This window comes from Streptomyces sp. NPDC032472, from assembly GCF_040636955.1.
In the GTDB taxonomy this organism is placed as follows: Bacteria; Actinomycetota; Actinomycetes; order Streptomycetales; family Streptomycetaceae; genus Streptomyces.
The window spans coordinates 1-24,085 of the sequence record NZ_JBEZVK010000041.1; the positions used below are offsets into that span (position 1 = coordinate 1).

The 24,085-nt window shown below is 71.8% G+C and carries 22 protein-coding genes, 1 tRNA gene and 1 riboswitch; of the genes, 8 read left to right on the plus strand and 15 right to left on the minus strand.

Translation table 11 applies throughout. The features are described 5' to 3' along the window. Positions 1-279 precede the first annotated feature (279 nt). Positions 280-1,500 (plus strand): acetyl-CoA C-acetyltransferase, encoded by a 1,221-nt coding sequence (locus AB0F11_RS25350; protein ID WP_362177943.1) that lies wholly within the window; start codon positions 280-282, stop codon positions 1,498-1,500. A gap of 408 nt (positions 1,501-1,908) precedes the next feature. Further along, positions 1,909-2,721: a hypothetical protein gene (locus AB0F11_RS25355; protein WP_362178066.1), complete on the plus strand. Its 813-nt coding sequence runs from the start codon at positions 1,909-1,911 to the stop codon at positions 2,719-2,721. On the opposite strand, the gene AB0F11_RS25360 is transcribed toward AB0F11_RS25355, so the two are convergent. After that, positions 2,705-3,061 (minus strand): hypothetical protein, encoded by a 357-nt coding sequence (locus tag AB0F11_RS25360; protein ID WP_362177946.1) that lies wholly within the window; start codon positions 3,059-3,061, stop codon positions 2,705-2,707. The two genes, AB0F11_RS25355 and AB0F11_RS25360, sit on opposite strands and share 17 nt — an antisense overlap. 101 nt (positions 3,062-3,162) lie before the next feature. On the opposite strand from AB0F11_RS25360, the gene AB0F11_RS25365 reads away from it, so the two are divergent. Continuing rightward, positions 3,163-3,393, plus strand: coding sequence for a DUF4287 domain-containing protein (locus AB0F11_RS25365; RefSeq protein WP_361904103.1), 231 nt, complete (start codon positions 3,163-3,165; stop codon positions 3,391-3,393). 148 nt (positions 3,394-3,541) lie between these two features. Here the strand turns inward: AB0F11_RS25365 and AB0F11_RS25370 are convergent, their stop codons facing one another. The 3 genes from AB0F11_RS25370 to AB0F11_RS25380 all read right to left on the minus strand — a co-directional run bounded on the left by AB0F11_RS25370 (position 3,542) and on the right by AB0F11_RS25380 (position 5,328). Further along, positions 3,542-4,390, minus strand: coding sequence for a Bax inhibitor-1/YccA family protein (locus tag AB0F11_RS25370; protein ID WP_362177949.1), 849 nt, complete (start codon positions 4,388-4,390; stop codon positions 3,542-3,544). Positions 4,391-4,561: 171 nt separating this feature from the next. Continuing rightward, entirely contained in the window at positions 4,562-5,020 is a 459-nt protein-coding gene (locus AB0F11_RS25375) for a MarR family transcriptional regulator (RefSeq protein ID WP_362177952.1), read from the minus strand. Between the two features lie 226 nt (positions 5,021-5,246). Next, a tRNA-Leu gene (locus AB0F11_RS25380) sits at positions 5,247-5,328 on the minus strand. A 454-nt stretch (positions 5,329-5,782) separates the two neighbouring features. Between AB0F11_RS25380 and AB0F11_RS25385 the strand changes: the two genes are divergently transcribed. Both AB0F11_RS25385 and AB0F11_RS25390 read left to right on the plus strand, forming a co-directional pair. After that, positions 5,783-6,547, plus strand: a complete 765-nt coding sequence (locus AB0F11_RS25385) for an ABC transporter ATP-binding protein (protein WP_362178069.1) — start codon at positions 5,783-5,785, stop codon at positions 6,545-6,547. A gap of 81 nt (positions 6,548-6,628) precedes the next feature. After that, positions 6,629-9,181, plus strand: a complete 2,553-nt coding sequence (locus AB0F11_RS25390) for an FtsX-like permease family protein (protein ID WP_362177955.1) — start codon at positions 6,629-6,631, stop codon at positions 9,179-9,181. Between the two features lie 93 nt (positions 9,182-9,274). On the opposite strand, the gene AB0F11_RS25395 is transcribed toward AB0F11_RS25390, so the two are convergent. Then, positions 9,275-10,666 carry a cyclopropane-fatty-acyl-phospholipid synthase family protein gene (locus AB0F11_RS25395; protein WP_362177958.1) on the minus strand — a complete coding sequence of 464 codons (1,392 nt, stop codon included), beginning with the start codon at positions 10,664-10,666 and terminating at the stop codon, positions 9,275-9,277. Positions 10,667-10,865: 199 nt separating this feature from the next. Beyond that, positions 10,866-12,251, minus strand: a complete 1,386-nt coding sequence (locus AB0F11_RS25400; RefSeq protein ID WP_361904118.1) for an NAD(P)/FAD-dependent oxidoreductase — start codon at positions 12,249-12,251, stop codon at positions 10,866-10,868. 555 nt (positions 12,252-12,806) lie between these two features. Between AB0F11_RS25400 and AB0F11_RS25405 the strand changes: the two genes are divergently transcribed. Beyond that, complete coding sequence (locus AB0F11_RS25405; protein WP_179175601.1) at positions 12,807-13,079, plus strand: type II toxin-antitoxin system Phd/YefM family antitoxin; 273 nt, start codon at positions 12,807-12,809, stop codon at positions 13,077-13,079. Then, a complete protein-coding gene (locus AB0F11_RS25410) occupies positions 13,076-13,345 on the plus strand; it encodes a type II toxin-antitoxin system RelE/ParE family toxin (RefSeq protein WP_362177961.1) in 270 nt (89 codons plus the stop codon). The genes AB0F11_RS25405 and AB0F11_RS25410 overlap by 4 nt, the downstream gene beginning before the upstream one ends. A 50-nt stretch (positions 13,346-13,395) precedes the next feature. Here AB0F11_RS25410 and AB0F11_RS25415 read toward each other — a convergent pair whose 3' ends face one another. The 7 genes from AB0F11_RS25415 to AB0F11_RS25445 all read right to left on the minus strand — a co-directional run bounded on the left by AB0F11_RS25415 (position 13,396) and on the right by AB0F11_RS25445 (position 20,693). Then, entirely contained in the window at positions 13,396-14,367 is a 972-nt protein-coding gene (locus tag AB0F11_RS25415) for a Ppx/GppA phosphatase family protein (RefSeq protein ID WP_362177964.1), read from the minus strand. After that, the gene (locus tag AB0F11_RS25420) at positions 14,364-14,939 is read right to left on the minus strand and encodes a DUF501 domain-containing protein (protein WP_362177966.1); all 576 of its coding nucleotides are present in this window, start codon (positions 14,937-14,939) and stop codon (positions 14,364-14,366) included. Before AB0F11_RS25420 ends, AB0F11_RS25415 begins: the two co-directional genes overlap by 4 nt. A gap of 57 nt (positions 14,940-14,996) precedes the next feature. Next, entirely contained in the window at positions 14,997-15,485 is a 489-nt protein-coding gene (locus AB0F11_RS25425; protein ID WP_362177969.1) for a septum formation initiator family protein, read from the minus strand. A gap of 91 nt (positions 15,486-15,576) precedes the next feature. Further along, complete coding sequence (eno, locus tag AB0F11_RS25430; RefSeq protein ID WP_361904132.1) at positions 15,577-16,863, minus strand: phosphopyruvate hydratase; 1,287 nt, start codon at positions 16,861-16,863, stop codon at positions 15,577-15,579. A gap of 327 nt (positions 16,864-17,190) precedes the next feature. Then, on the minus strand, positions 17,191-17,904 hold the full coding sequence (locus tag AB0F11_RS25435; protein ID WP_362177972.1) for a transglycosylase family protein: 714 nt from the start codon (positions 17,902-17,904) through the stop codon (positions 17,191-17,193). A 2-nt stretch (positions 17,905-17,906) separates the two neighbouring features. Continuing rightward, positions 17,907-18,074: riboswitch (cyclic di-AMP (ydaO/yuaA leader) on the minus strand. A 276-nt stretch (positions 18,075-18,350) separates the two neighbouring features. Continuing rightward, on the minus strand, positions 18,351-19,373 hold the full coding sequence (locus AB0F11_RS25440; protein ID WP_362177975.1) for a transglycosylase family protein: 1,023 nt from the start codon (positions 19,371-19,373) through the stop codon (positions 18,351-18,353). Positions 19,374-19,475: 102 nt separating this feature from the next. Continuing rightward, positions 19,476-20,693 (minus strand): cytochrome P450, encoded by a 1,218-nt coding sequence (locus AB0F11_RS25445; RefSeq protein ID WP_362178071.1) that lies wholly within the window; start codon positions 20,691-20,693, stop codon positions 19,476-19,478. Positions 20,694-20,931: 238 nt separating this feature from the next. Between AB0F11_RS25445 and AB0F11_RS25450 the strand changes: the two genes are divergently transcribed. Next, the gene (locus AB0F11_RS25450; protein ID WP_362177978.1) at positions 20,932-22,116 is read left to right on the plus strand and encodes a globin domain-containing protein; all 1,185 of its coding nucleotides are present in this window, start codon (positions 20,932-20,934) and stop codon (positions 22,114-22,116) included. Between the two features lie 192 nt (positions 22,117-22,308). Here AB0F11_RS25450 and AB0F11_RS25455 read toward each other — a convergent pair whose 3' ends face one another. Both AB0F11_RS25455 and AB0F11_RS25460 read right to left on the minus strand, forming a co-directional pair. Next, positions 22,309-23,364, minus strand: a complete 1,056-nt coding sequence (locus AB0F11_RS25455; protein ID WP_362177980.1) for a nucleoside triphosphate pyrophosphohydrolase — start codon at positions 23,362-23,364, stop codon at positions 22,309-22,311. A 28-nt stretch (positions 23,365-23,392) separates the two neighbouring features. Then, a complete protein-coding gene (locus AB0F11_RS25460; RefSeq protein ID WP_362177983.1) occupies positions 23,393-24,019 on the minus strand; it encodes a SurA N-terminal domain-containing protein in 627 nt (208 codons plus the stop codon). Positions 24,020-24,085: the final 66 nt, after the last annotated feature.

The following is a 24,085-nucleotide window of genomic DNA, read 5'->3' on the forward strand; positions in this document are numbered from 1 at the left end:
CGCGGGGGCTGGCGGCGGCGCCCCTGGGAAACCCGGCTCCGCCGGGCACCGGGCTCCGCCCGGACCCGCGCCTCAAACGCCGGCGAGGCTGAAGTTGCCGGACCCCAGCCGCAGGCGTCGGCGGGAGCCGGAGGGGAGCGGCGGGGGCTGCAGGAGGCGGGAGCGGTGGCAGGCTGGGGTGGGAGCGATCGGGGTCACATCGTTCAGGCGGTGACCTCGACCGTACGGGCCGGTAACTTCGCTTGCGGTCCGTAACGCCGCCTCATCCTTGGAGCCCCGATGCCCGAAGCCGTCATCGTTTCCGCCGCCCGGTCCCCCATCGGCCGCGCCTTCAAGGGGTCCCTCAAGGACGTCCGCCCGGACGACCTGACCGCCACGGTCATCCAGGCCGCCCTGGCGAAGGTCCCCGGTCTGGACCCGCGCGAGATCGACGACCTGATGCTCGGCTGCGGCCTGCCCGGCGGCGAGCAGGGCCACAACCTGGCCCGTATCGTCGCGGTGCAGATGGGCATGGACTACCTGCCCGGCACCACCATCACCCGCTACTGCTCCTCCTCCCTCCAGACCTCCCGCATGGCGCTGCACGCCATCAAGGCGGGTGAGGGCGACGTGTTCATCTCCGCGGGTGTCGAGACCGTCTCCCGCTCCGTCAAGGGCACCTCCGACGGCCTGCCCGAGACGCACAACCCGCTGTTCGCCGACGCCGAGGCCCGCACCGCCGAGGTGGCGCAGTCCGAGGGCTCCACCTGGCACGACCCGCGCGAGGACGGCCTGATCCCGGACGCGTACATCGCGATGGGCCAGACGGCCGAGAACCTGGCCCGCCTCAAGGGCGTGACCCGCCAGGACATGGACGAGTTCGGCGTCCGCTCCCAGAACCTGGCCGAGCAGGCCATCAAGAACGGCTTCTGGGCCCGCGAGATCACCCCGATCACCACCCCGGACGGCACGGTCGTCTCCACCGACGACGGCCCGCGCGCCGGCGTCACGCTGGAGGGCGTCTCGGGCCTGAAGCCCGTCTTCCGCCCCGACGGCATGGTCACGGCCGGCAACTGCTGCCCGCTGAACGACGGCGCCGCCGCGCTGGTCATCATGAGCGACACCAAGGCGCGGGAGCTGGGCCTGACCCCGCTGGCCCGGATCGTCTCCACGGGCGTGACCGCCCTGTCCCCCGAGATCATGGGCCTCGGCCCGGTCGAGGCGTCCAAGCAGGCCCTGAAGCGCGCGGGCCTGACCGTCGGCGACATCGACCTGTTCGAGATCAACGAGGCCTTCGCGGCCCAGGTCATCCCGTCCTACCGGGACCTGGAGATCCCGCTGGAGAAGCTGAACGTCAACGGCGGTGCCATCGCCGTCGGTCACCCGTTCGGGATGACCGGTGCCCGCATCACCGGCACCCTGATCAACAGCCTCCAGTTCCACGACAAGCAGTTCGGCCTCGAGACGATGTGCGTCGGCGGCGGCCAGGGCATGGCGATGGTCATCGAGCGCCTGAGCTGAGCCGCAGCGGAGGGTAGGGGTCGCCCGAGGTACGAGGGCGGCACCTGCCCGCAGCGGAGGCGAAGCCCAGCGCGACCGAGGAAACGAGCGCCTGAGCTGAGCCCGCGCCGGGTCCGTCCCGGGCCCGGGGGCCGTGTGCCGCAAGGGATCCGCGCGATCCCTTGCGGCCCTGCCGGCACCGGATCCAATCCCCCCGCGGCCGACCTGTGACCGAATCTCCCCCAGGATGTGACCTTTGTCCTGGGGGATTGTTGTTTTCCCAGGTCAAGGCCGTCACACTGGCCGCCTGTGTGACGAAAGCCCTGTCCATTTCGTGACGTAATGCACTGCACGCCATTCCCAGGTCAGGACACTCTGATGTAGGAAGTCGGGGGATCGAGTCAAATCAGGAGTTAGTCAGTGAGCGCCATGTCTCTAGTCCTGCTGCTGACCACGGCCGTAGCCGCGGCCGTGGGCGCTGCTGCGCTGCACGCCGTCCACGGCCTCCGCAAGCAGGTGACGGCCCTGCGCGGTGAGCTGGCCGTGCCGGCCCAGTTCCGCGGTGCGAGCGTCCCGCACGCCCGCCACGCCGTCGAATCCCCCGCCGCCGAGATACGGGCCGCCGTGGCCGAGGCCCTCGCCGAGGAGCGCGAGCGCGAGCTGGCCGAGGCGCGCGCCTTCTGGGCGGCCCAGGAGGCCCGCGACGCCGCCGACGCCCCGTCCCTGTTGGGCGGGCTGCCCGGCATGGGCGAGGACGGCCCGGCCGTCTTCCTGCCCCGGCAGGCGGACCTGGTGGGTCTGGAGCCGGTGCTCGGCGAGGAGGTCGCCGACGAGTACCCCGAGGACTCCCCCGAGCTGGCCGCGGCCCGCCGGCGCCACCCGTCGCACCCCGACTTCGTTCCGGCCCAGTCCGCCCCCGCCGGGGTGGACCACGAGCGCACGGTGAGCCGGCTGGAGGAGCTCGCGGAGGCCCGTACGGCCCTCGCGGACGTCCGCCCCGGACCGCTGGGCACGCTCGACGTCTACGTCTTCACCGACGGCACCACGCTGTGCATGACGCCGGGCCACCGGGAGACCGCGGAGCGCCTCGCAGAGGCCCTGCGCTCGGGCACCGCGCCGGTCCTGCTGGGCGGCTCGGGCATCTCGGGTGCGTACGCGCTGACGTTCTCCTGCGGCGGGGACGCCCAGGACCCCGACAACAACGTCTACATCCTCGCGGACCGCGTCATCGCGTCGCTCTGACTTCCGCCTGCTCCACCAGCGCCACGGCCTCGTCCAGCATCTCGGACGGGGCCGTCGCCGTGTCCGGGGCGGCCGTGGCGTCCGCGGCGCGCAGCGCCTCGGCGAGGTCGGCTCCGGCGACCGCGACCTGGTCCCCGACGACGAAGACCCCCGCGTCGGGCATGGTGCGCGCCGGAGCCGCCCCCGGGGGCGATTCCAGCCGCTGCGCTCGCGCCGACAGCTCCCGGGCCAGCTGGAGCGCCTCGGCGGCGGCACCCTGCTGGAGACGGCTCTGCGGCATGGCCCGCAGCCGGTCGGCGAAACGCTCCACGACGGCAGTCAGGGGTGAGGTATCGAGCACCCGGCCGACCTTACGCGCCGCCCCGGCACCATTGCCAACGGGCGAACTCTCCGGCACGGTGACGTGAAGAGAACAGCACGGCGATACCTCCGGAGGCGCCCATGTCCGTAGAGTTCTCGGAGCAGACGCACCGCAACATGATCGACAGAATCCCCCTGACCACCGGTCGTGACCTCGCCGACTGGCTCCGCACCGTGGACGAGGGCCCCTCCCTCATCCGGTTCGAGGAGAAGGTCAGCTGGCTGCGCGGCGCGCACGAGCTGTCGTACGGCCAGGCCAAGGCGATCATCCACGAGTACGACCTGCGCAGGGCCGCCCGCAAGTTCGGCTGAGCCCGCCCCCCACACGCGCACACCCCGCGCCCTGTTCCGACCCCGACCCCTGCCCCCGACACCTGCCCCCGATCCGTACCCGTCCACGAACGCGGGAAGGCCCCGCGAGCGGTGTGCTCGCGGGGCCTTCCCCTGACTCGGCCGGGGACTAGTCGTCGCCGGAGAGGATCTGGAACAGGCGCAGCAGCTCCAGGTAGATCCACACGAGGGTCATCGTGAGGCCGAAGGCCGCCAGCCAGGCCTCCTCGCGCGGGGCGCCGTAGGTGACGCCGTCCTCGACCTGCTTGAAGTCCAGGGCGAGGAAGGCGGCGCCGAGGACCACGCCGATGACGCCGAACAGGATGCCGAGGCCGCCGCTGCGGAAGCCGAGGCCGTCACCGCCCGCGAAGAGCGAGAACAGCAGGTTCGCGACCATGAGCAGCATGAAGCCCATGGCGGCGGCCATCACGAAGCCGTAGAAGCGGCGCGTGACGCGGATCCAGCGCATCTTGTACGCGAACAGCACCGCGGCGAAGACGCACATGGTGCCGAGCACGGCCTGGACGACGACGCCGGCGCCGATGTAGGTGCTGGTCGCCGAGCTGATGACGCCGAGGAAGAGGCCCTCGAAGGCCGCGTAGGCGAGGATGATCGCCGGGGAGGCCTTGCGCTTGAAGGTCTGGACGAGGCCCAGGACCATCGCGACGAGCGCGGCGGCGACCGCGATGCCGTACGACTTGTTGATGTTGGCCGGGTCGACGGGCAGGGCGATCCAGGCGAGCGTCGCGGTCAGGATGACGGTGCCGAGCGTCATGGCCGTACGGCTCACGACGTCGTCGATCGTCATCACACCGGCGCGCGCCGGAGCCTGCGGCATCCCGGTGTCCGGGGCGGTGGCGTAAGGATTCGTCGCGTACGGGTTGGCCCCGGCCTGCTGGTACTGCGCGTCGAAGCCCGCGTAGGCACCGTTGTCGCGGCTGAACCCCCGTCGCGAGAAGACCGGGTTACTGCTCCTCATCTCACTCCTCCATGGCCACCGGGCGCGGCCTTGCGTCAAGGGTAATGGGTTAGCAAAAAAAGCACCCTACTGCTGGAGGAGGATCTTAGGAGAACCCCGGCGGAAGCGCAGGGGGTAATCGACGGGCGCGCCGAGGGCCGGACTGACCCGGCCATGATCCGCCGACGGGCCCTAGTGGTGCCAGGCCTGTCCGCCGGTGTTGTGGATGAAGCGCTGGAGCACCTTGAGGGTGGTCAGGTACTCCTCGTCGGAGATGCCCTCGTGCCGCTCGGTCCACAGGTCGCGCTGGAGGGCGGCGGCCTCGTCGAAGAAGGCCCGGCCCGCGGCGGTGATGGCGAGGTTCCCGGCGGCGTCCTCGGTGATCCACCCGCGGGAGACCGTCGTGTCGATCTCCTCCTCCATGGCCTCGGCGCCGGTGTCGAGGTAGTTGCGCAGCATCCGGGACACCTCGGCGCGCGGCCGGCCGGTGTCGGCGCCGGCGACCTGGGCGAGGACCCACCACTGCGGCTGGGTGGTGCCGATCCCGGCGAGGGCGGTGCGGGTGCGGCCGACGACGGCCTTGTAGGCGGCCCAGCTCCAGTAGCCGATGGGCTGCCGGAGCAGTCCCGCGTCGTCGTGCGTGTACTCCATGACCGGTGCCTTTCGTCCGTTCCGGTGCGCCCGCTGCCGTGCGGGGCGACAGGGAGCGACGTTAGGAACTCAACCTCGCTTGAGGTCAAGGACGTTCGGCGGGAGCAGGCGCGAGGAGCAGACACCGGAAGCGACACCGGAAGCGACACCGGGAGCAGACACCGGGCGCAGACACGGAGAAGGCCGAACTCCCTGGGTCCCCAGGCAGATCGGCCGTGGTGAAGAGTGCCCGGAGCCGGACTTGAACCGGCACGACCTGAAGGCCAGCGAGGTTTAAGCTCGCCGTGTCTGCATTCCACCATCCGGGCAGGGCGTGGCGGCTCCCGTGGAAAAGCACTGGACGCTATGTCGAGCCTATCGGGAAGGCCCAGGTCGGGGGCGGGTCCTGGATCCGATGTTGTCTGATTTTATTGGCGATTGAGGGACCGTCAGGGACGAGAAGGCACGGTCGGCACCCTGTCGGCGGCGATCACCCCCGAAACGGGAATGACGGGATTTCGATGGCCCGCGCCACCCCGCCCGCCACCCTGTCCGCCACCCCGGGACACCCCCGGTCCGCCCCGCCCGGCCCCCACCCCTTCTCCGGGGCGGTGTCATACCAGAGGCGTATGCGCACCGCCCCGCGGTCAGACTCCAGTGGGCCGACGAACGGGCACCTCGGCTGATCCCCCGCCCCGGTGGGCGCGGTGACGATGGAAGGGTCCCGCCGATCCGCAGACCGCAGTGGCCGTCCGCAGCCCGAGGAGTCCCCCCGTGACCACCATGAACTACGCCCCGCACACCGCCCAGGCCGTGGCCGCCCGGGCCACCGGCCTCTCCAAGGTGTACGGCCAGGGCGAGACCCAGGTGGTCGCCCTCGACAACGTGTCCGTGGACTTCGGCCAGGGCCAGTTCACCGCGATCATGGGCCCCTCCGGTTCCGGCAAGTCCACGCTCATGCACTGCGTCGCCGGCCTGGACACCTTCTCCTCCGGCTCGGTCCGCATCGGCGACACCGAGCTCGGCAGCCTGAAGGACAAGCAGCTGACCCAGCTGCGCCGCGACAAGATCGGCTTCATCTTCCAGGCGTTCAACCTGCTGCCGACCCTCACGGCCCTGGAGAACATCACCCTCCCGATGGACATCGCCGGCCGCAAGCCCGACCGGCAGTGGCTCGACACCGTCATCGAGATGGTCGGCCTCTCCGGCCGCCTCGGCCACCGCCCCACCCAGCTCTCCGGCGGCCAGCAGCAGCGCGTGGCCGTCGCGCGCGCCCTGGCCTCCCGCCCCGAGATCATCTTCGGTGACGAGCCCACCGGAAACCTCGACTCCCGCTCGGGCGCGGAGGTCCTCGGCTTCCTGCGCAACTCCGTGCGCGAGCTCGGCCAGACCGTCGTCATGGTCACCCACGACCCCGTGGCCGCCTCCTACGCCGACCGCGTCATCTTCCTCGCCGACGGCCGCATCGTCGACGAGATGCTCCGCCCCAGCGCCGACGGGGTGCTCGACCGCATGAAGGCCTTCGACGCCAAGGGCCGCACCAGCTGAGGCCCTGACCTCGGCCGCGCCGAACCGTAGACCGCCCCGCGCCCCGCCGACCCGGCGGACCACCACGACTTCTGGATTCCCATGTTCCGTACCGCCCTGCGCAACGTGCTCGCGCACAAGGCCAGGCTGCTGATGACGGTCCTCGCCGTCATGCTCGGCGTCGCCTTCGTCTCCGGCACGTTCGTCTTCACCGACACCGTCAGCAAGGCGCTGTCCGACCAGTCCCGCAAGAGCTACGACGGGGTCGCCGTCTCCGTCACCCAGTTCGGTCCCGGCCGCACCGAGGACGGGACGAAGGAGGAGGGCGAGCCCGGCATCAGCCAGCAGACCCTCGACAAGGTCGCCCGGCTGAACGGGGTCGACTCCGTCGCCGGCCGGGTCTCCGGCTTCGCCGGCGTCCCCGACCGGCGCGGCAAGCTGATCGGCACCGGCTGGGCCAACCAGGGCGCCAACTTCGCCCCCGTCAAGGACGGCAAGGACCCCCGCTACGCCTTCACCGCCGGCCACGGCCCGGCGAAGGCCGACGAGATCGCCCTGGACAAGGCCTCCGCCAAGACCGGCGGCTACTCCATCGGCGACAAGGTCCGCGTGGCCACCAACGGCCCGGTCAAGGAGTACACCCTCACCGGTGTCTTCGGCACCGAGGACGGCGCGGTCAACGCCGGCGGCTCGCTCGTGCTCTTCGAGGCCAAGGTCGCCCAGGAGCTCTACCTCGCCCCCGGCTACTACTCCGAACTCGCCGTCGCCGCCAAGCCCGGCGCCGACGCCGCGAAGCTGCTCGCCGAGGTCACCCCGGTCGTCGGCAAGCACGCCAAGGCCGAGACCGGCGCCGCCCTGGCCGAGCGCAACGCCAAGGACATCGAGAAGGGCATGGACGGCATGAAGACCGGCCTGCTCGGCTTCGGCTTCATCGCGCTCTTCGTCAGCATCTTCCTCATCTACAACACCTTCACCATGCTGGTCGCCCAGCGCACCAAGGAACTGGCCCTGCTGCGCGCCGTCGGCGCCACCCGCAGCCAGGTCCGCCGCTCGGTCCTGAGCGAGTCCCTGCTCGTCGGCGTCGTCGCCTCCGTCCTCGGCCTCGGCCTCGGCGTGGCCCTCGCCGTCGCCCTGCGCTCCGCCATGGACGGCTTCGGGGCCAAGATCCCGGCCGGCCCCCTGGTCGTCTCCCCCGCCGCCGTGATCACCGCGCTCGTCGTCGGCCTGGTCGTCACCGTGCTCGCCGCCTGGCTGCCCGCCCGGCGCACCGCCAAGATCCCGCCGGTCGCGGCCATGGGCAGCGCGCACCTGCCGCAGAGCGCCAAGTCCCTGGTGGTGCTGAACAGCTTCGGCGGCGTACTGACCGCGATCGGCTTCGGCCTGATCCTGATGGGCTCCTCGAAGGGCGGCGAGACCGGCCGCTGGATCATCGGCGGCGGTGCGTTCTTCACCCTCATCGGCGTGGCCGTGCTGATCCCGATGCTGTCGCGCCCGCTGATCGCCGTCGTACGGCCGCTGCTGACCCGCGTCTTCGGCGTCGCCGGCAACCTGGCCGCCCGCAACGCGGTCCGCAACCCGCGCCGCACCGGTGTCACCGCCGGCATGCTGACCATCGGCCTCACCCTGGTCACCGGCCTGACGGTGCTCGGCGTGACCGTCGGCAAGGCCGTCGACCGCTCCACCACGGACCAGATCCGCGCCGACTACATGCTCTCCATGGCCGGCGGCGGCGACCTGGACCCCTCGGTCCTGACCGCGCTGGAGAAGACCCCCGGCGTCTCGGCCGTCTCAGCCCAGCAGTCCGCGTACTTCAAGGGCGCCGACGGCACCTTCCACTCCGCCTCCGGCGTGAACCCGGCCGCCCTGGACAAGGTGGTCAACTTCAAGGTGGTCAGCGGCTCCGTCGCCGGCCTCGCCCAGGGCCAGGTCGCCGTCGCCGACAAGACCGCGAAGAAGGCCGGCCTGTCGGTCGGCAGCACGGTCGAGGCCTCCTTCGACGGCGGCGCCAAGAAGTCCCTGAAGGTCGCCGCGATCTTCGAGGAGAGCGAGCTGGTCTCCCCGTACGTCCTGGACGCCCGGCAGATCCCGGTCGAGACCGGTGAGAAGCCGCAGATCCGCCAGGTCTTCGTGAAGATGGCGGGCGGCGAGTCCCAGGCCAACGAGCAGAAGGTCATCGACGCCCTCGGCGACAACCCCGCCATCAAGATCGAGGACAAGCAGGACATCCGCAACGAGATGGGCGGCATCATCAGCACGATGCTGAACCTGATGTACGGCCTGCTCGGCATGGCCCTGGTCATCTCGGTGCTCGGCGTCGTCAACACCCTCGCGATGTCGGTCTTCGAGCGGACCCAGGAGATCGGCATGCTCCGCGCGGTCGGCCTCGACCGGGGCCGGGTCAAGAACATGATCCGCCTGGAGGCCGTGGTCATCTCCCTCTTCGGCGCGGTGCTCGGCGTCGGCCTCGGCACCTTCCTCGCCTGGGCGCTGGGCCGCACCTTCAAGGCCTCGATCCCGAACTACGAGCTGGTGATCCCGTTCGACCGGATCGGCGTCTTCCTGCTGCTGGCCGCCGTGGTCGGCGTCCTGGCCGCCCTGTGGCCGGCGCGCAGCGCGGCGAGGCTGAACATGCTGACGGCCATCAAGACCGAGTAGTACGGGGACACGGGAGATACGCGGGAAGCAGGGAAGGGCCCCGGGGCAGCCCCGGGGCCCTTCCCTGTGCGCGCACGCGCGCGCCCCAGGGGGCTACGCGCCCCAGGTGCGCAGCCGCAGCGGCAGGTCCGACGCCCCGCCCTGCCCGGGCCGGACGGCGAGGATCTGGTTGACGCCGAGGCGGCCGCGCTCGAAGCCCAGCGCCGAGGCGGCCATGTACAGCAGCCACACCCGGGCCCGCCCGGGCGAGGTCAGCCGTACGGCGTCCTCCCAGTGCTCCTCCAGCCGCTCCACCCAGGCCCGCAGGGTCAGCGCGTAGTGCTCGCGCAGCGCCTCCACGTCGCGGACCTCGAACCCGGCCCGCTCCAGCTCGCCGACGGTCGTGCCGAGCGGCGAGAGCTCGCCGTCGGGGAAGACGTAGGCGTCGATGAACTCGTCGATGCGGTAGGCCTCTTCGTCCGGCTCGGGTCGGCGGGCGATCTGGTGGTTCAGCAGCCGGCCGCCGGGCCGCAGCAGCCCGTACAGGAGACGGGCGTACTCGCGGTAGCGGTCCGCGCCGACGTGTTCGGCCATCCCGATGGACGAAATCGCGTCGTACGGACCGTCCTTGACGTCCCGGTAGTCCTGGACGCGGATCTCGACCCGGTCGGCCAGTCCCTCCTCCGCGGCCTGCTTGAGGGCGTACGCCGCCTGCTCGCGCGAGAGCGTGATGCCGGTCACCCTCGCCCCGTACTCGCGGGCGGCGTGCAGCGCCATGGAGCCCCAGCCGCAGCCGACGTCGAGGAGCCGGGCGCCCGGCGCGAGGCCCAGCTTGCGGCAGACCAGGTCGAGTTTGTCGCGCTGGGCCTCCTCCAGGGTGCCGCCGGGGCTCCAGTAGGCGCAGGAGTACACCATCGACGGGCCGAGGACCCGCTCGTAGAACTCGTTGCCCACGTCGTAGTGGTGGCTGATCGCCTGCCTGTCACGGCTGCGCGTGTGCATGGGGCCGCCGCGGCGGACGGCCTCCTCGGCGGGCGGCGCGGGCGGCGGCAGCGGCCGGGCCAGCGCGACGAGCTCGCGTACGGCGGCCCGCGCGGCGGGGTCGCGCAGCAGCGCGGCGGTCCCGGAGGCGCCGGGGGCGCGCGCGTGCAGGTGCGGGCGCAGGGCGGCGAGCTTGGCGAGGCCGGTGGAGCCGGGGCGGGGGTCGGGTCGGGGATCGGGGCCGTGGCTGTCGGACCCGCGGTCCCACAGCAGGCCGGAGATCCGGTCCAGTAGGGCGTACAGGTCCCCGTCGACGGTGAGGTCCCCGGCCACCCAGGCGCGGGCCAGGCCCAGTTCACCCGGCCGCCACAGCATCCGGCGCAGGGCGCGCCGGTGGGCCAGCACCAGCACGGGGCCGGTGGGCGGCCCGGCCTCACTGCCGTCCCAGGCCCGGATCCGGACGGGCAGCGGGGCGCCCAGCAGGGTCTCGGCCACAGCGGCCAGCCGCGGCGCGGCGTCGGTCATCTCGGCACCTCCTGAAACGATCCGGCGCAACGGACTACCCAGATCCGTCCCCGGCCAATCTGCGGGAGGAGGAGCCGCCGGCCGGGGCGGGGAGGAACCCCCGCCGGCCGCCGCCCGGGAACGCCGAAGGGGCCGCCCGCACCACGGATGGCGGGCGGCCCCTTCGGGGCGTACTGCGTGCCGGTCGGTCAGGCCCGGGTCAGGAGGCCTTGGCCTTCTCGGCGGGCGCGGCCGCGGCGGCCGGAGCCGGGGCCGGCTTGGCGGCCTCGTAGAACTCCTCGCGCGGGGTCTCCAGAGCACCGAGGGAGACGACCTCGCGCTTGAGGAACATGCCGAGGGTCCAGTCCGCGAAGACGCGGATCTTACGGTTCCAGGTCGGCATGGCCATGCCGTGGTAGCCGCGGTGCATGTACCACGCGAGGCGGCCCTTGAGCTTGATCTTCATCTTGCCCATGACGATCATCGCCACGCCCTTGTGGAGGCCGAGGCCCGCCACCGCACCCTTGTTGGCGTGCGAGTACTCCTTCTGCGGGAAGCCCCGCATGCCGGAGACCACGTTGTCGCCGAGGACCTTGGCCTGGCGCAGCGCGTGCTGGGCGTTCGGCGGGCACCAGGCGTTCTCGACGCCGGCCTTGCGGGCGGCGACGTCCGGGACCTGGGCGTTGTCGCCGGCGGCCCAGATGTAGTCGGTGCCCTGGACCTGGAGGGTCGGGGCGGTGTCGACGTGGCCGCGCGGGCCGAGCGGCAGGCCGTAGCGGGCCAGCGCCGGGTTGGGCTTGACGCCCGCGGTCCACACGATCGTGTTGGAGTCGACCTCGAGGCCGTTCTTCAGCACGACGTGGCCGTCGACGCAGGAGTCCATCGAGGTGCCGAGGTAGATCTCGATGCCGCGGGACTCGAGGTGCTCCTTGCCCCAGGTGCCGAGCTTGGGCCCGACCTCGGGGAGGATCTTGTCGGCCGCGTCGACCAGGATGAAGCGCATGTCCTCGCGCTTGATCGTGGAGTAGTACTTCGCGGCGTCGCGGGCCATGTCCTCGACCTCGCCGATCGTCTCGGCGCCGGCGAAGCCGCCGCCGATGAAGACGAAGGTGAGGGCCTTGCGGCGGACGTTCTCGTCCGTCGTGGACTCGGCCTTGTCGAGCTGCTCGAGGACGTGGTTGCGCAGGCCGATGCCCTCCTCGACGCCCTTCATGCCGATGCCCTGCTCGGCGAGGCCGGGGATCGGGAAGGTGCGGGAGATGGCGCCGAGCGCGATCACCAGGTAGTCGAAGGGCAGCTCGTACGCCTCGCCGACCAGCGGCGTGACGACGGCGACCTTGCGGTCCTGGTCGATGGTGGTGACCCGGCCGGTGAGAACCTCAGCCTTGGGCAGCACGCGTCGCAGCGGGACGACGACGTGCCGCGGCGAGATGCTGCCTGCGGCCACTTCGGGGAGGAAGGGCTGGTAGGTCATGTACGAGCGCGGGTCGACGACCGTGACGGTCGCCTCGCCGTAGCGCATCTTCTTCATGATGCGCTTGGCTGCGTACAGGCCTACGTACCCACCTCCTACAACGAGGATCCTGGGACGCTCCGTGGTGCTCATGGAACGAGTATCCAGCACCCTCAGGGGTGATGCTCGTGAGCCCCTTCACAAGAACCGTCGGGGCCTCTGCTACACTGCGCGGCCCACGTGACGGAGGTCATGGCGCGAAACGGGAACCACGGTGTAACGGGACTCGTTGTTCACCCGTTCTGAACTGGCCTCCAGGCTTGAAACCGGAGTAGACCACCGGGTTCGTCGATACCTACCGGCCCGGCCCCGCCCCCTCCGTGAATCACACGAACGCACGAACAAAACGGGCCTGCGGGTCCCCGAAAGACCCCGAAGGGCCTCCGACTTGGCCCCGTAGGCCTCTTTTCCTTGTGAAGAACTTCACGAACTTTCTTCGGGGAGAGGGCCGAAAGACCCCCAGAAAGGTTCCTCCAGCCCCTCCCCGACCCCCACAACCCTCCGGTCACGGGCTCCACAGCCGTGCGGAAGTGTCTCCGGGTCCTCGTCAGGCGACGGACCAGGCGATGCCGTCCACCATCTCCGGTGAACCCACACGCCGTTGCCGCCCCGGCGGCGCGTGTACACTCCACCGCGTACACTGCCGACATGAGTGAGAACGCAGTGACCGTGCGCGAAGCCCGCGCCCACCTCGCGGACCACATCAACCGTGCCGAACAGGGCGCACCGACCGTCATCACGCGAAACGGCGCCCCAGTGGCCGCTCTGGTGCCCATCGCGGACTTCAACGCCCTCGAAGAGGCGGCCGACGAACTGCTCGCACGCGAGGCTGAGGCAGTCCTTGCCGAAGGCGGCCCGACCGTGACCATGGCCGAGCTGCTGGCCGACCTGTTCAGCGAGCGGGGTGATGGCGCGGCGTGAAGTACGCCTTCCGGTTCACCACCTCGGCGCAACGGCAGCTTCGTGCGATCGACAAACCGGCCGCGATGCGCATCCTCGCCGCGCTCACCACTCTGGGTGACGATCCCTTCCGCGAGGACGCAGACATCAAGAAGCTGACCGGGCCCTCCGGCCTCTACCGGCTTCGGGTCGGCAGCTACCGGATCGCCTACCAGGTACTCGATGGCGAGCTCGTCATCCTCGTCGTCAAGGTCGGTGACCGCCGCGACGTCCACCGCAACATCTGAAACACGGGGGCGACGCTCCGATCGGCTCATCGAAGCGCCGCCTCAGCAGGTCAGGACCGCTGCTTGTCGGTCTCGACCTCTTCCGCGGTCTTGATCGCGATGCCGTCCAGGATGTCGTGCTCCGAGACCACGACCTCCTCGGCGCCGATGCGGTCCATGATCGCGAGGAGGACCAGGGCGCCGGCGCCGATCACGTCGACCCGGCCCGGGTGCAGGACCGGGATGGCGGCGCGCTCGGCGTGGGTCGTGGTCAGCATCCGCTCGGTGATCTCGCGGACCTGCGCATACGGGATCCGGGAGTGGTGGATCTCCGAGGAGAGGTACTCCGGCAGGTCGAGCGCGATCCCGGCGATGGTGGTCACCGAGCCGGCCAGGCCGACCAGGGTGCGGGCCTCGCGCAGCGGCACCGTCTGCTCGGCCAGGTCCAGGGCCGCCTCGATGTCGGCCCGTATGGCGGCGACCTGCGCCTCGGTCGGCGGGTCGGTGACCACGCCGTCGACGACCAGGTGGCGCTCGGTCATCCGGACGCAGCCCACGTCGACCGAGCGGGCGGCCCGGACGTGCTCCTCGCCGACGACGAACTCGGTGGAGCCGCCGCCGATGTCCACCACCAGGAACGGCTTGTCCATGTGGTCCGTGCCCACCAGCTCCTTGGTGGCGCCGGTGAAGGAGAACTCGGCCTCCTGGTCGCCGGAGATCACCTCGGGCTCGACGCCCAGGATGTCGACGACACCGCGGACGAACTCGTCGCGGTTCTCGGCGTCGCGGGAGGCCGAGGTGGCCACGAAGCGCAGCCGCTCGGCGCCGAGCTCCTTGATGACCTCCGCGTACTCGCGGCAGGCCGCGAAGGTGCGCTCCAGCGCCTCCGGGGCCAGCCGGCCGGTCTTGTCCACGCCCTGGCCGAGGCGGACGATCGTCATCCGCCGGTCCAGCTCGACCAGCTCGCCGGTGGCAGGGTCGCAGTCCGCGACGAGGAGGCGGATGGAGTTCGTACCGCAGTCGATGCCGGCGACCCGGGTCATGCGTCCCCCTCCGCTTCCTTCTGCGCTTCCTTCTGCGCGTCCCCGTCCTTCTTCTCCCCGCACGGGGTGACGCACGGGCCCTTGGCCCACCACTCGGGCAGCATGGCCAGGGCCTCGTCGCCGAACGGGTTCACGCCCGGGCCGGCGGCCAGCGAGTGGCCGACCAGCACGTGCAGGCACTTGACCCGGTCCGGCATGCCGCCGGCGCTCGGGAAGCCCTGGAGCACCTCGATGGCGTCGCGGCGCCGGATGTAGTCCTCGTGCGCGGCCCGGTAGGCGGCGGCGAGCTCGGGGTCCTCGGCGAGCCGGGCCTGCATCTCCTTCATCACGCCGTTGGCCTCGAGCGTGCCGATCGCGGAGGCCGCGCGCGGGCAGGTCAGGTAGTAGAGGGTGGGGAACGGCGTGCCGTCGGGGAGGCGGGGGGCGGTCTCCACCACGTCCGGCTGACCGCACGGGCAGCGGTGGGCGATGGCGCGCAGCCCGCGCGGCGGGCGTCCGAGCTGCTGCTCGAACGCCTCGATGTCCGCGTCGGTCGGCTCGGTCCGTTCGGTCTGGGGCGGGGGCGTCTGCATGCCTGGAAGGAGTCTCTTCGTTCTCGTGGATGGGTGCTGCTGGTGGTCGGTCGCGGCTCAGTCGCCGGGGCGGTCGGCCTTGTCCACGCCGTCCCAGACGTTGGAGTACCAGGGCCGGTCGGATCCGGCCTGGCCGGTGCGGCGGTGCTCCGCCGCCTCGGCGCCGGGGTCGTTCATGATGTAGCCGATCTCGCCCGGCCGCACGAAGTGCAGGTGTTTGCGCGCCTGCTGCTCCGCGTAGGCGTTGTCCTGCCAGCGGGCCTTCTCGTCGCGCAGGCGTTCGAGGCGCTTGCTCGCCGCCGCGGCGGCCCGCTGCTGCTCCGCGATCTCCGAGCGCTGGGAGACGTACTGGCGCATCGGGTACGCCAGGGCGACGACCAGCGTACAGAGGACGAGCACGAGCAGGGCGGCCCGGCCGGTGAGCCGGCTGCGGCGGACCTGGCGGCGGCTCTGCGAGCGGTAGACGTGGGCGGCGGTCCGCTCGCCGAGCTGCTTGAGCCTGGTCGCGGTGGAGAAGGTGGAGAACCGATCCCGGTTCCCGGCCATTGCTCCCGCCTCCCCTCTGTCCGTACTACGCAATACGTCCCCGCACACGGTACGGGACCGAGTGCGGGGACGTACGGAGGCTCAGGGACCGTCAGCCCTTGAAGCGCGGGAACGCGCTGCGGCCCGCGTACACCGCGGCGTCGTCGAGGATCTCCTCGATGCGCAGCAGCTGGTTGTACTTGGCGACGCGCTCGGAACGGGCCGGGGCGCCGGTCTTGATCTGGCCGCAGTTGGTGGCGACGGCGAGGTCGGCGATGGTGACGTCCTCGGTCTCGCCGGAGCGGTGCGACATCATGCACTTGAAGCCGTTGCGCTGGGCGAGCTCGACGGCGTCAAGGGTCTCGGTCAGCGAGCCGATCTGGTTGACCTTCACGAGCAGGGCGTTGGCGGTGCCCTCCTCGATGCCGCGGGCCAGGCGCTCCGGGTTGGTGACGAACAGGTCGTCACCGACGAGCTGGACCTTGGCGCCGAGCTTCTCGGTGATGACCTTCCAGCCGGCCCAGTCGTCCTCGAACAGCGGGTCCTCGATGGAGACCAGCGGGTACGCGGAGACGAGCTCCTCGTAGTACTCGGTCATCTCGGCGGCCGAGCGGGCCTGGCCCTCGAAGTTGTACTTGCCGTCCTTGTAGAACTCGGACGCGGCGACGTCGAGCGCGAGAGCGATGTCCTTGCCGGGGGTGTAGCCGGCCTGCTTGATGGCCTCGAGGATGAGGTCCAGGGCCTCGCGGTTGGAGCCGAGGTTCGGGGCGAAGCCGCCCTCGTCGCCCAGACCGGTGGACAGGCCCTTGCCCTTCAGCACGGACTTGAGGGTGTGGTAGACCTCGGTGCCCCAGCGCAGGGCCTCGGAGAAGGACTCCGCGCCGATCGGCGCGATCATGAACTCCTGGATGTCCACGTTGGAGTCGGCGTGCGAGCCGCCGTTGAGGATGTTCATCATCGGAACGGGCAGCAGGTGCGCGTTCGGGCCGCCGAGGTAGCGGAAGAGCGGCAGGTCCGAGGCCTCGGAGGCGGCGTGGGCCACGGCCAGGGAGACGCCGAGGATGGCGTTGGCGCCGAGCGAGCCCTTGTTGTCGGTGGCGTCCAGGTCGAACATGGCCTGGTCGATCAGGCGCTGCTCGGTGGCGTCGTAGCCGACGAGCTCCGGGCCGATCTGCTCGATGACCGCGAGGACGGCCTTCTCCACGCCCTTGCCCATGTAGCGGTTGGGGTCGCCGTCGCGGAGCTCAATGGCCTCGAAGGCACCGGTGGAGGCGCCGGACGGAACGGCAGCACGGCCGGTGCTGCCGTCGTCGAGGCCCACCTCGACCTCGACCGTGGGGTTGCCTCGGGAGTCCAGGATTTCCCGGGCTACGACGACGTCGATGGACGGCACGAGCATCTCCTTCTGGGATGTGACGCTGGGTGTGCGGTGGCGGGTACGGCCGTGGGATGGCCTTGCCGCCTAGAGCCTAACCGCCTCCGGGCAGTCGGCCAGCCGACCGCCCGGGTCCTGGGACGAAAAAGGGCCCGAATACCCCGCTTCCGGGACATAGGCCCCTTGATTACGGGGCTGTCGGGCCCTGTCGGCCGCTGCCCAGCCGCTACCGGCCTGTCGTACGGTCGCTGCGCGGGCCGGACGCACCGCCGCCCGGCGCGTGGGGGGATACGCGCCGGGCGGTGGGGGGTGTGCGTGCTGTCACGGCACGCGCGAGAGTTGCCGGGGAATTCAGCTGAGCTTCAGCATCTGGCCCGGGTAGATCAGGTCGGCGTCCGAGACGATGTCCTTGTTCAGCTCGAACAGCTTCTGCCAGCCGCCCTTGACGCCGTTGGCCTCGGCGATGGAGCCCAGGGTGTCGCCGGACTTGACCTCGTAGGAGCCGTTGCCGGTCTTGATGACCGAGGAGTCGCCGCGCTCGGAGCGGGTCACCGGCGCCTCGGCGCGCGGCGTCTCCTTCTTCGGCTGCGTCTTCGGCGTCTCGGCCTTCTTGGTCTCGGTCTTCTTCGTCTCGGTCTTCGGCGTCTGCTTCGGGGTGTCGCTCGAGCCGCCGCCGGAGTACGAGGAGTTCGACAGGCCCTTGCCGCAGACCGGCCAGGCGCCCTTGCCCTGGCCCTTGAGGACCTTCTCCGCGATGGCTATCTGCTGCGACTTGGAGGCCTGGTTGGCCTGCGCGGCGTAGGTCTTGCCGCCGTAGGCGGCCCAGGTGGAGGCGGAGAACTGCAGGCCGCCGTAGTAGCCGTTGCCCGTGTTGATGGACCAGTTGCCGCCGGACTCGCACTGCGCGACGCGGTCCCACTCGGAGGCGGTGGCGGCGGACGCGGAGCCCGCGGTCATCAGCGGGGCCGCGACGGCGACACCGGCGACGCCGGCGAGCGTGACGATACGGGTGGTCCGCTCGATGGCCGTGGCGCGGCGGTGCTTGCCCTTGCCGGAAAGCAGCATGGAGTTCTCCTCACCGACGCCTGCGAGGTGAGCTGTCGGGTTCGGGCGGATGAGTTGCCCGGCCGCGCACGTGGCGCGTCTTCACCCCTAGCCGTTCGTGACCGTCTTCCAACGGTCCTTCCCGGCGCCTTCGTTGGTTCCCCCGCTCCTGCCTTCGGCGCTTGACGCGACGTGTGTTCCCCCGGCCGCCGGCAGGACTCGGCGATGCGGTCGAAGGGGCCCGCGGTGGCGGGCGATTCAGAAGGTAGACAGGTCCCCCGCCGATGTTCAACCGAGGAACTTCGGCGGGGGAGGGCCCCTACTTGCGCTCTCCGCAAGGGTGTTTGCGCAGGTGAGCGGGTGGTTTGCCCAAGGTTACGGACAGGACACGCCAGTTGACCGGAAGAGACACATGTCTCATTTGAACGAACCGGACATTCAACTCTTTCCGGGTGCCCGAAGTGCCGTTATTTCTGGCTTAGATCCAGGTTCTGGCCCGGCTTGATCAGGTTGGCGTCGCCGCCGATGACCTGCTCGTTGGCCTGGTACAGGGCGCTCCAGCCGCCCTTGACCCCCTTGGCGTCCGCGATGGTGGCGAGGCTGTCGCCCTCCTTCACGGTGTACGAGGGGGCCGCGCCCTCCGCGGCGGGGGCGCCACGGTGCTTGCCGGTGGCGGTGGTGTCCGGTATGGCGGCCGGGTCGGCGGAGGCGCCCGGGGTGGGCGCGGCCGACGGGGCGGAGGGGGTGGCACCCGGGGCCGTGGGTGCGCCCGGGTTCACCGGGGCGGTGGGGTCCGCCGGGTTCACCGGGGCCGTGGGCGCCGTACCGGGCGCGGTGGGCGCCGTCGGGGCCGTCGGGGCGCCCGGGTCGGTGCTCGGGGTGCCCGGCAGCGGCGTCGGGGACGGCAGGTCCGGGTCGGGCATGACGGGCAGGTCGCTGACGGGGGCCTGCGGCGCGGGCGGGAGGGTGAAGGTGGGTCCGGGCGTCGGGGCGCCGAAGTCGGTGGCCCGCTCCCCGTTGCGGCCGGCCGGGACCTTGTCGTCCGGGCGGCTCGGGGTGGCGCCGACGGCGCGGTGCTTGCCGGTGGCGCCCGGGTCCACGTCCGCCGCGGGGGCGTCCTTGGTCAGCCCGGCCGAGGCCGCGCAGTTCTGCCATGCCTCGGGGCCCTGGGCGCCGAGCATGCGGTCGGCGACGGCGATCTGCTGGGACCGGCTGGCGAGGTCGGGGCGCTCGGCGAACTCCAGGCCTCCCGCGTTCTGCCACTGCTCCTGGGTGAAGGCCAGCCCGCCGTACGCACCGCTGCCGGTGTTGGCGCTCCAGGTGCCTCCGCTCTCGCACTCGGCGACCTTGTCCCACGTCGAGGCGTCGGCCGCGCTCGCGCCGGTGGCGGCGAGCAGTGGCAGGGCCAGCGCGGAGCCCGTGACTCCGGCGGTGACGACAATCGCGGGTACCTGGCGGGGGCGTCTGTGGCGGCCGTTCCCGGAACGCATGTGCTGCACCTTTCGCATAACGGCTGGGTAACGGCAGAACCTAGCCCCCTTCGAACGATTGTCACAAGTTGAGCAAGGAGTTGACTTTCTCTCAGAAAACGTTCAGTTGTTTCGGGGTGTGAAGCGCACGGGAAGCGTGCGCAGGCCACGCATGATCAGACCCCCGCGCCAACGCAGGTCAGTTGACGGAACGGCGAGTTCCAGATCCGGCAGACGCGTCAGCAAAGTCGCAAGCGCCGTCTGTCCTTCGAGTCGGGCGAGCGGAGCGCCCAGGCAGTAGTGGATCCCGTGGCCGTACCCGAGGTGCTGGTTGTCGGCGCGTCCGAGGTCCAGGGTGTCGGGGTCGGCGAACCGCGCCGGGTCCCGGTCGGCGGCGGCGAGGACCACCAGCACCGGGTCGCCGACCGCGATGTCCTGTCCGCCGAGCGTCAGCGGCCGGGTGGCGAAGCGCCAGGTGGCGAGCTCGACGGGGCCGTCGTAGCGCAGCAGCTCCTCCACCCCGGTCTGGAGCAGCCCGCGCTCCCCGGCGGCGAGGGAGGCCTGCAGCCGCGCGCGTTGCCCGGGGTTCATGAAGAGGGAGTGGACGCCGTTGCCGATGAGGTTCACGGTGGTCTCGAAACCCGCGAAGAGCAGGATGAACGCCATGGCCGTGGCCTCGGCCTCGGTGAGGTGGTCGCCGTGGTCGCTCGCCCGGATCAGGTCCGAGATCAGATCATCGCCCAGATCATCCCTTTTGCGGAGGATGAGTTCACCGAGGTACGTCCGCATCTGCTTGACGGAACGGGCCACTCCGCCGCGCGGGCCGCCGCCGTGGCGGATCATCATCCCGGCCCAGTCGCGGAAGTCGTCCTGGTCCTCGCGCGGCACGCCGAGCATCTCGCAGATGGCGTAGATGGGCAGCGGGAAGGCGAACTCGTGGATGAGGTCCGCCTCGCCCCGCCCGGCGAAGCCGTCGATGAGGTGGTCGGTCAGCTCCTGCACCCGCGGCGTGAACTCCGCCACCCTGCGCGGCGTGAACGCCTTCGACACCAGGCGCCGCAGCCGGGTGTGGTCCGGTGGGTCGATGTTCAGCAGGTGCGTCATCAGCTCCGCCTTGCGCTCCCCCGGGATCCCGGTCTTGCCCTTGGCGTGCGCCGGCTCCGCGTGGTGCGCCGGGTTCTTGCTGAGCCGCTGGTCGGCGAGGGCCTGGCGGGCATCGGCGTACCGGGTCACCAGCCAGGCCTCGACCCCGCTGGGGAGCCGGGTGCGGTGCACGGGGGCGTGCTCGCGCAGCCAGGCGTACGCGGGATAGGGGTCGGTCGCGAACTCCCAGTCGAACAGGGTCGGGGCCGGGGCGGCCGGGGCGGCCGAGGCGTCTGCGGCAGCGGAGGCGGCGGCGTCTTCGGGGGCGGCGGGGGTCGGCTCGTGCACGGGTCGACCGTATCCCGGGCGGCACGCCGCACCCCTTATGGGGGGTTCGCCACGGCTGTCCGCAGATCGGCCGTCACTTGACGCCGCGGTGGCCGCCGCTCCTACTTTCGGTCCTGTGGATGTGAGGATCTTGAAAAGCAGTTTCGCGGTGGTGGAGAGACGGGCCGAGCACGCGGTCAAGTACTTCTACTCCCACCTCTTCTGGCACAACCCCGCGATCCGCGCGCTCTTCCCGACCTCCGCCGAGGACATGCAGCGCCAGCGGGACCGGCTCTTCGCCTCCCTGACCCACGTGATCGCCCACCTCGAGCACGAGGGCCTGGCCTCCTACCTCCACGACCTCGGCCGCGACCACCGCAAGTTCCTCGCCGGCCCCGAGCACTACGCCGCCGTCGGCGCCAGCCTGCTCGCCGCCCTCGCCGAGGCATCCGGCAGCGCCTGGACCCCCGAGGTGGAAAAGGCCTGGTCGGAGGCGTACCAGGCGATAGCCGACGCGATGACGGCCGGCGCCGCCGCGAGCCAGGACCCGCCCTGGTGGGACGCGGAGATCGTGCGCCACCTGCGGTACGGGCAGGACATAGGCGTGCTGACCCTGCGGCCCCACGCCCCCTTCCCCTATCTACCGGGCCAGTACACGAGCGTGAGCAGCGAGCGGGTCCCGCGGACCTGGCGCACCTACTCCATCGGCAACGCCCCGCGCCCCGACGGCACCCTGGACCTGCACGTCAGCCGCATCGAGCGCGGCCGGCTCAGCACCGCTCTGGTCCGCGAGGCCGGGCCCGGCGAGGTCCTGCGGATCGGCGCCGCCGGCGGCGCACTGACGCTGCGCCGCGACGACCGCCCGGTCAGCCTCATCGCCGCCGGCACCGGCTGGGCGCCGATCCGGGCCCTGCTGGAGCAGCTCGCCGCGCATCCGCCCGACCTGGACGTGCGGCTCTTCGTCGTCGCCCGCGACGCCGCGCACCTGTACGACCGGCCGCTGATCGAGGAGTACGCGGCCGCCTTCCGCCGGCTCGCCGTCACCTACATCACGCCCGCACCCGGGCAGCACCGCAACGAGGCCACCGCCCGGCTCGCGACCGCGATGGGCAACCGGGGCCTGTGGCCCGACCAGGACGTCTACCTCAGCGGGCCGCCGGCGTTCGTCGGCGAGACCGCGCACGTCCTGCAGGAGCTCGGCGCCCGCCCCGCCCGGATCTTCCACGACTCCGTACCCGCCGACGGCACCGGCCACGGCCCGGACGGCCGGCCCCTGGGCTTCGGCGAGTGGTTCCTGCACCGCCCGGACCCGCACTGGCTCAACCCCTCCGGCCGCGCACCGCGGAACGGCTGAACGCGGGCGGCCGAGCGCGGGACGGGTGAGCGCGGGACGCCGTCCACCGGGCCCGCCGCCCACGGCGGGGCCCGGCGCGAAGCCCCGGGAAACGGTGAAAGGGCGGGGCGGGGAGAGGCTCCGCGCGGCGGCCCACCCTGCCGCCCGGCGGCGGGGCGGGCCGGCCGGGCGGCGGCCTCGTCCGTGCGGCGGCTACGCCTCGACGCCCTCCGCGGCGCGGATCGCGTCGCGGTAGGTGCGGGCCGCGGCGCGCAGGGCGGTCTCCGGGTCGACGCCCTCGGCCTCGGCCCGCGCCGCCAGCCGCAGCAGCTCGTACCCGATGCCCTCGCCGCCCGGCAGCTCCACGGCGAGCCCGCCCGCGCGGGCCCGGCCGGCCAGCTTGGCCGCGAGCGCGAGGCCGGGCTGGCCCAGCGGGATCCCGTCGGTGACCGAGGCGCGCTGCTTCTCCACCGCCTTGGTGCGCTGCCAGTGCGCGCTGACGTCCTCCGCGGTCTGCGCCTCGGCGTCGCCGAAGACGTGCGGGTGGCGGCGGATCAGCTTCTCGACGAGGCTGCCGGCCACGTCGTCGACGGAGAACGGCTCGTCGGTGTCCTCCTCGGCGATCCGCGCGTGGAAGACCACCTGGAGCAGGACGTCGCCCAGCTCCTCGCGCAGCTCCTCCCGGTCGCCGTCCTCGATGGCCTCGACCAGCTCGTACGCCTCCTCGATGGCGTACTTCACCAGTCCGCGGTGGGTCTGGCGGGAGGTCCACGGGCATTCCCGGCGGACCCGGTCCATCACCTGGACCAGGTCGAGCAGCCGGGCGCCGGGCAGGTCGTACGAGCCGGGCAGCAGCTCGAGGTCGGGCATGGCGACGCGGCCGGAGCCGGCGAGCCGGGCCAGGCCGTCGGTGAGCCGCTGGTCGCCCTCGCCGGACGGGATGACCACGACGGTGCGGCCGCCCGCGCAGGCGTCGACGAGGGCGTGCGCGTCCGGGGCCTCCAGGTCCACCTCGACGCCGGCCTCCCGCAGGTACGGCAGCTGCGGGTGGCCGGGGTCGGCGCACAGCACCCGGTCCGCGGCGTGCAGGGTCTGCCAGGCCGGCCAGGACAGCAGGCCGGGGGCGACCCGGTGGCTGGCGGTGAGCAGGACGATCCGGCCGACGGCGTCCTCGTCGGCCGGGCCGGAGGCCGGACCGGAGACGGGGCCGGAGACCGGACCGGAGACGGGGCCGGAGGGGCGGGCGGGTTCGGCGGCGTGGGCGTTCACCCTCCGAACCTACCTCCGGCGGCGCGCCTCAGGCTCCGGCGGGTACCTGCTCGGGCCGGGTCCGCTGGGCGATCCACGGCGTCTCCTGGTCCCCGAGGACGATCTGCTGCGCGTCCCAGGCCCCGTAGCGGGGGTTGACCTCGATGTGCAGGGCCTTCGCCGCGGCCGCGAGCTTCTCCAGGGCCTTGTCCTGGCTGCCGTAGTGCTCGAAGAGCTTGTCGCGCAGCAGCTTGAAGCGGGCGTCGGCCTCCAGCTGGCCGGGGGCCAGGTGGGCCTGCTCCAGGGCGGCGGCCTCCAGCTTGTCGGGGCCGCCGGCCTTCTCCAGCTGGGCCTTGCGGAACTCCCCGACCTCGCGCGGGCTGACGACCACGCCCGCGTCCTTGGCGGCGCGCTCCAGCACGGCGGTCTGGATCATCTTGTTGAGCTTGACCCGCTCCAGGCCGGGCGAGGCCTGGATGAGCTGGGCGGCGGACTGCCCGGTGCGGTTCTGCGCGGTGCGGACGTCGTTGACCTGGGCCTGGAGGGCGGAGGTGGTGATCCGCTCGCCGCCGACGACGGCCGCGGTGCCCGGGCGGGCCTGGCCCGAGCAGGCGGACAGCAGGGGGGCCGCCACGAGCAGGGCGGCGGAGACGGAGAGCGCTGTGCGACGGTGCAAAGGAGCCTCCAGGGCCGGGAGATTGTGCGTCGGTGCACAAAGGCCGTGCGGTGATCGATGGTATGC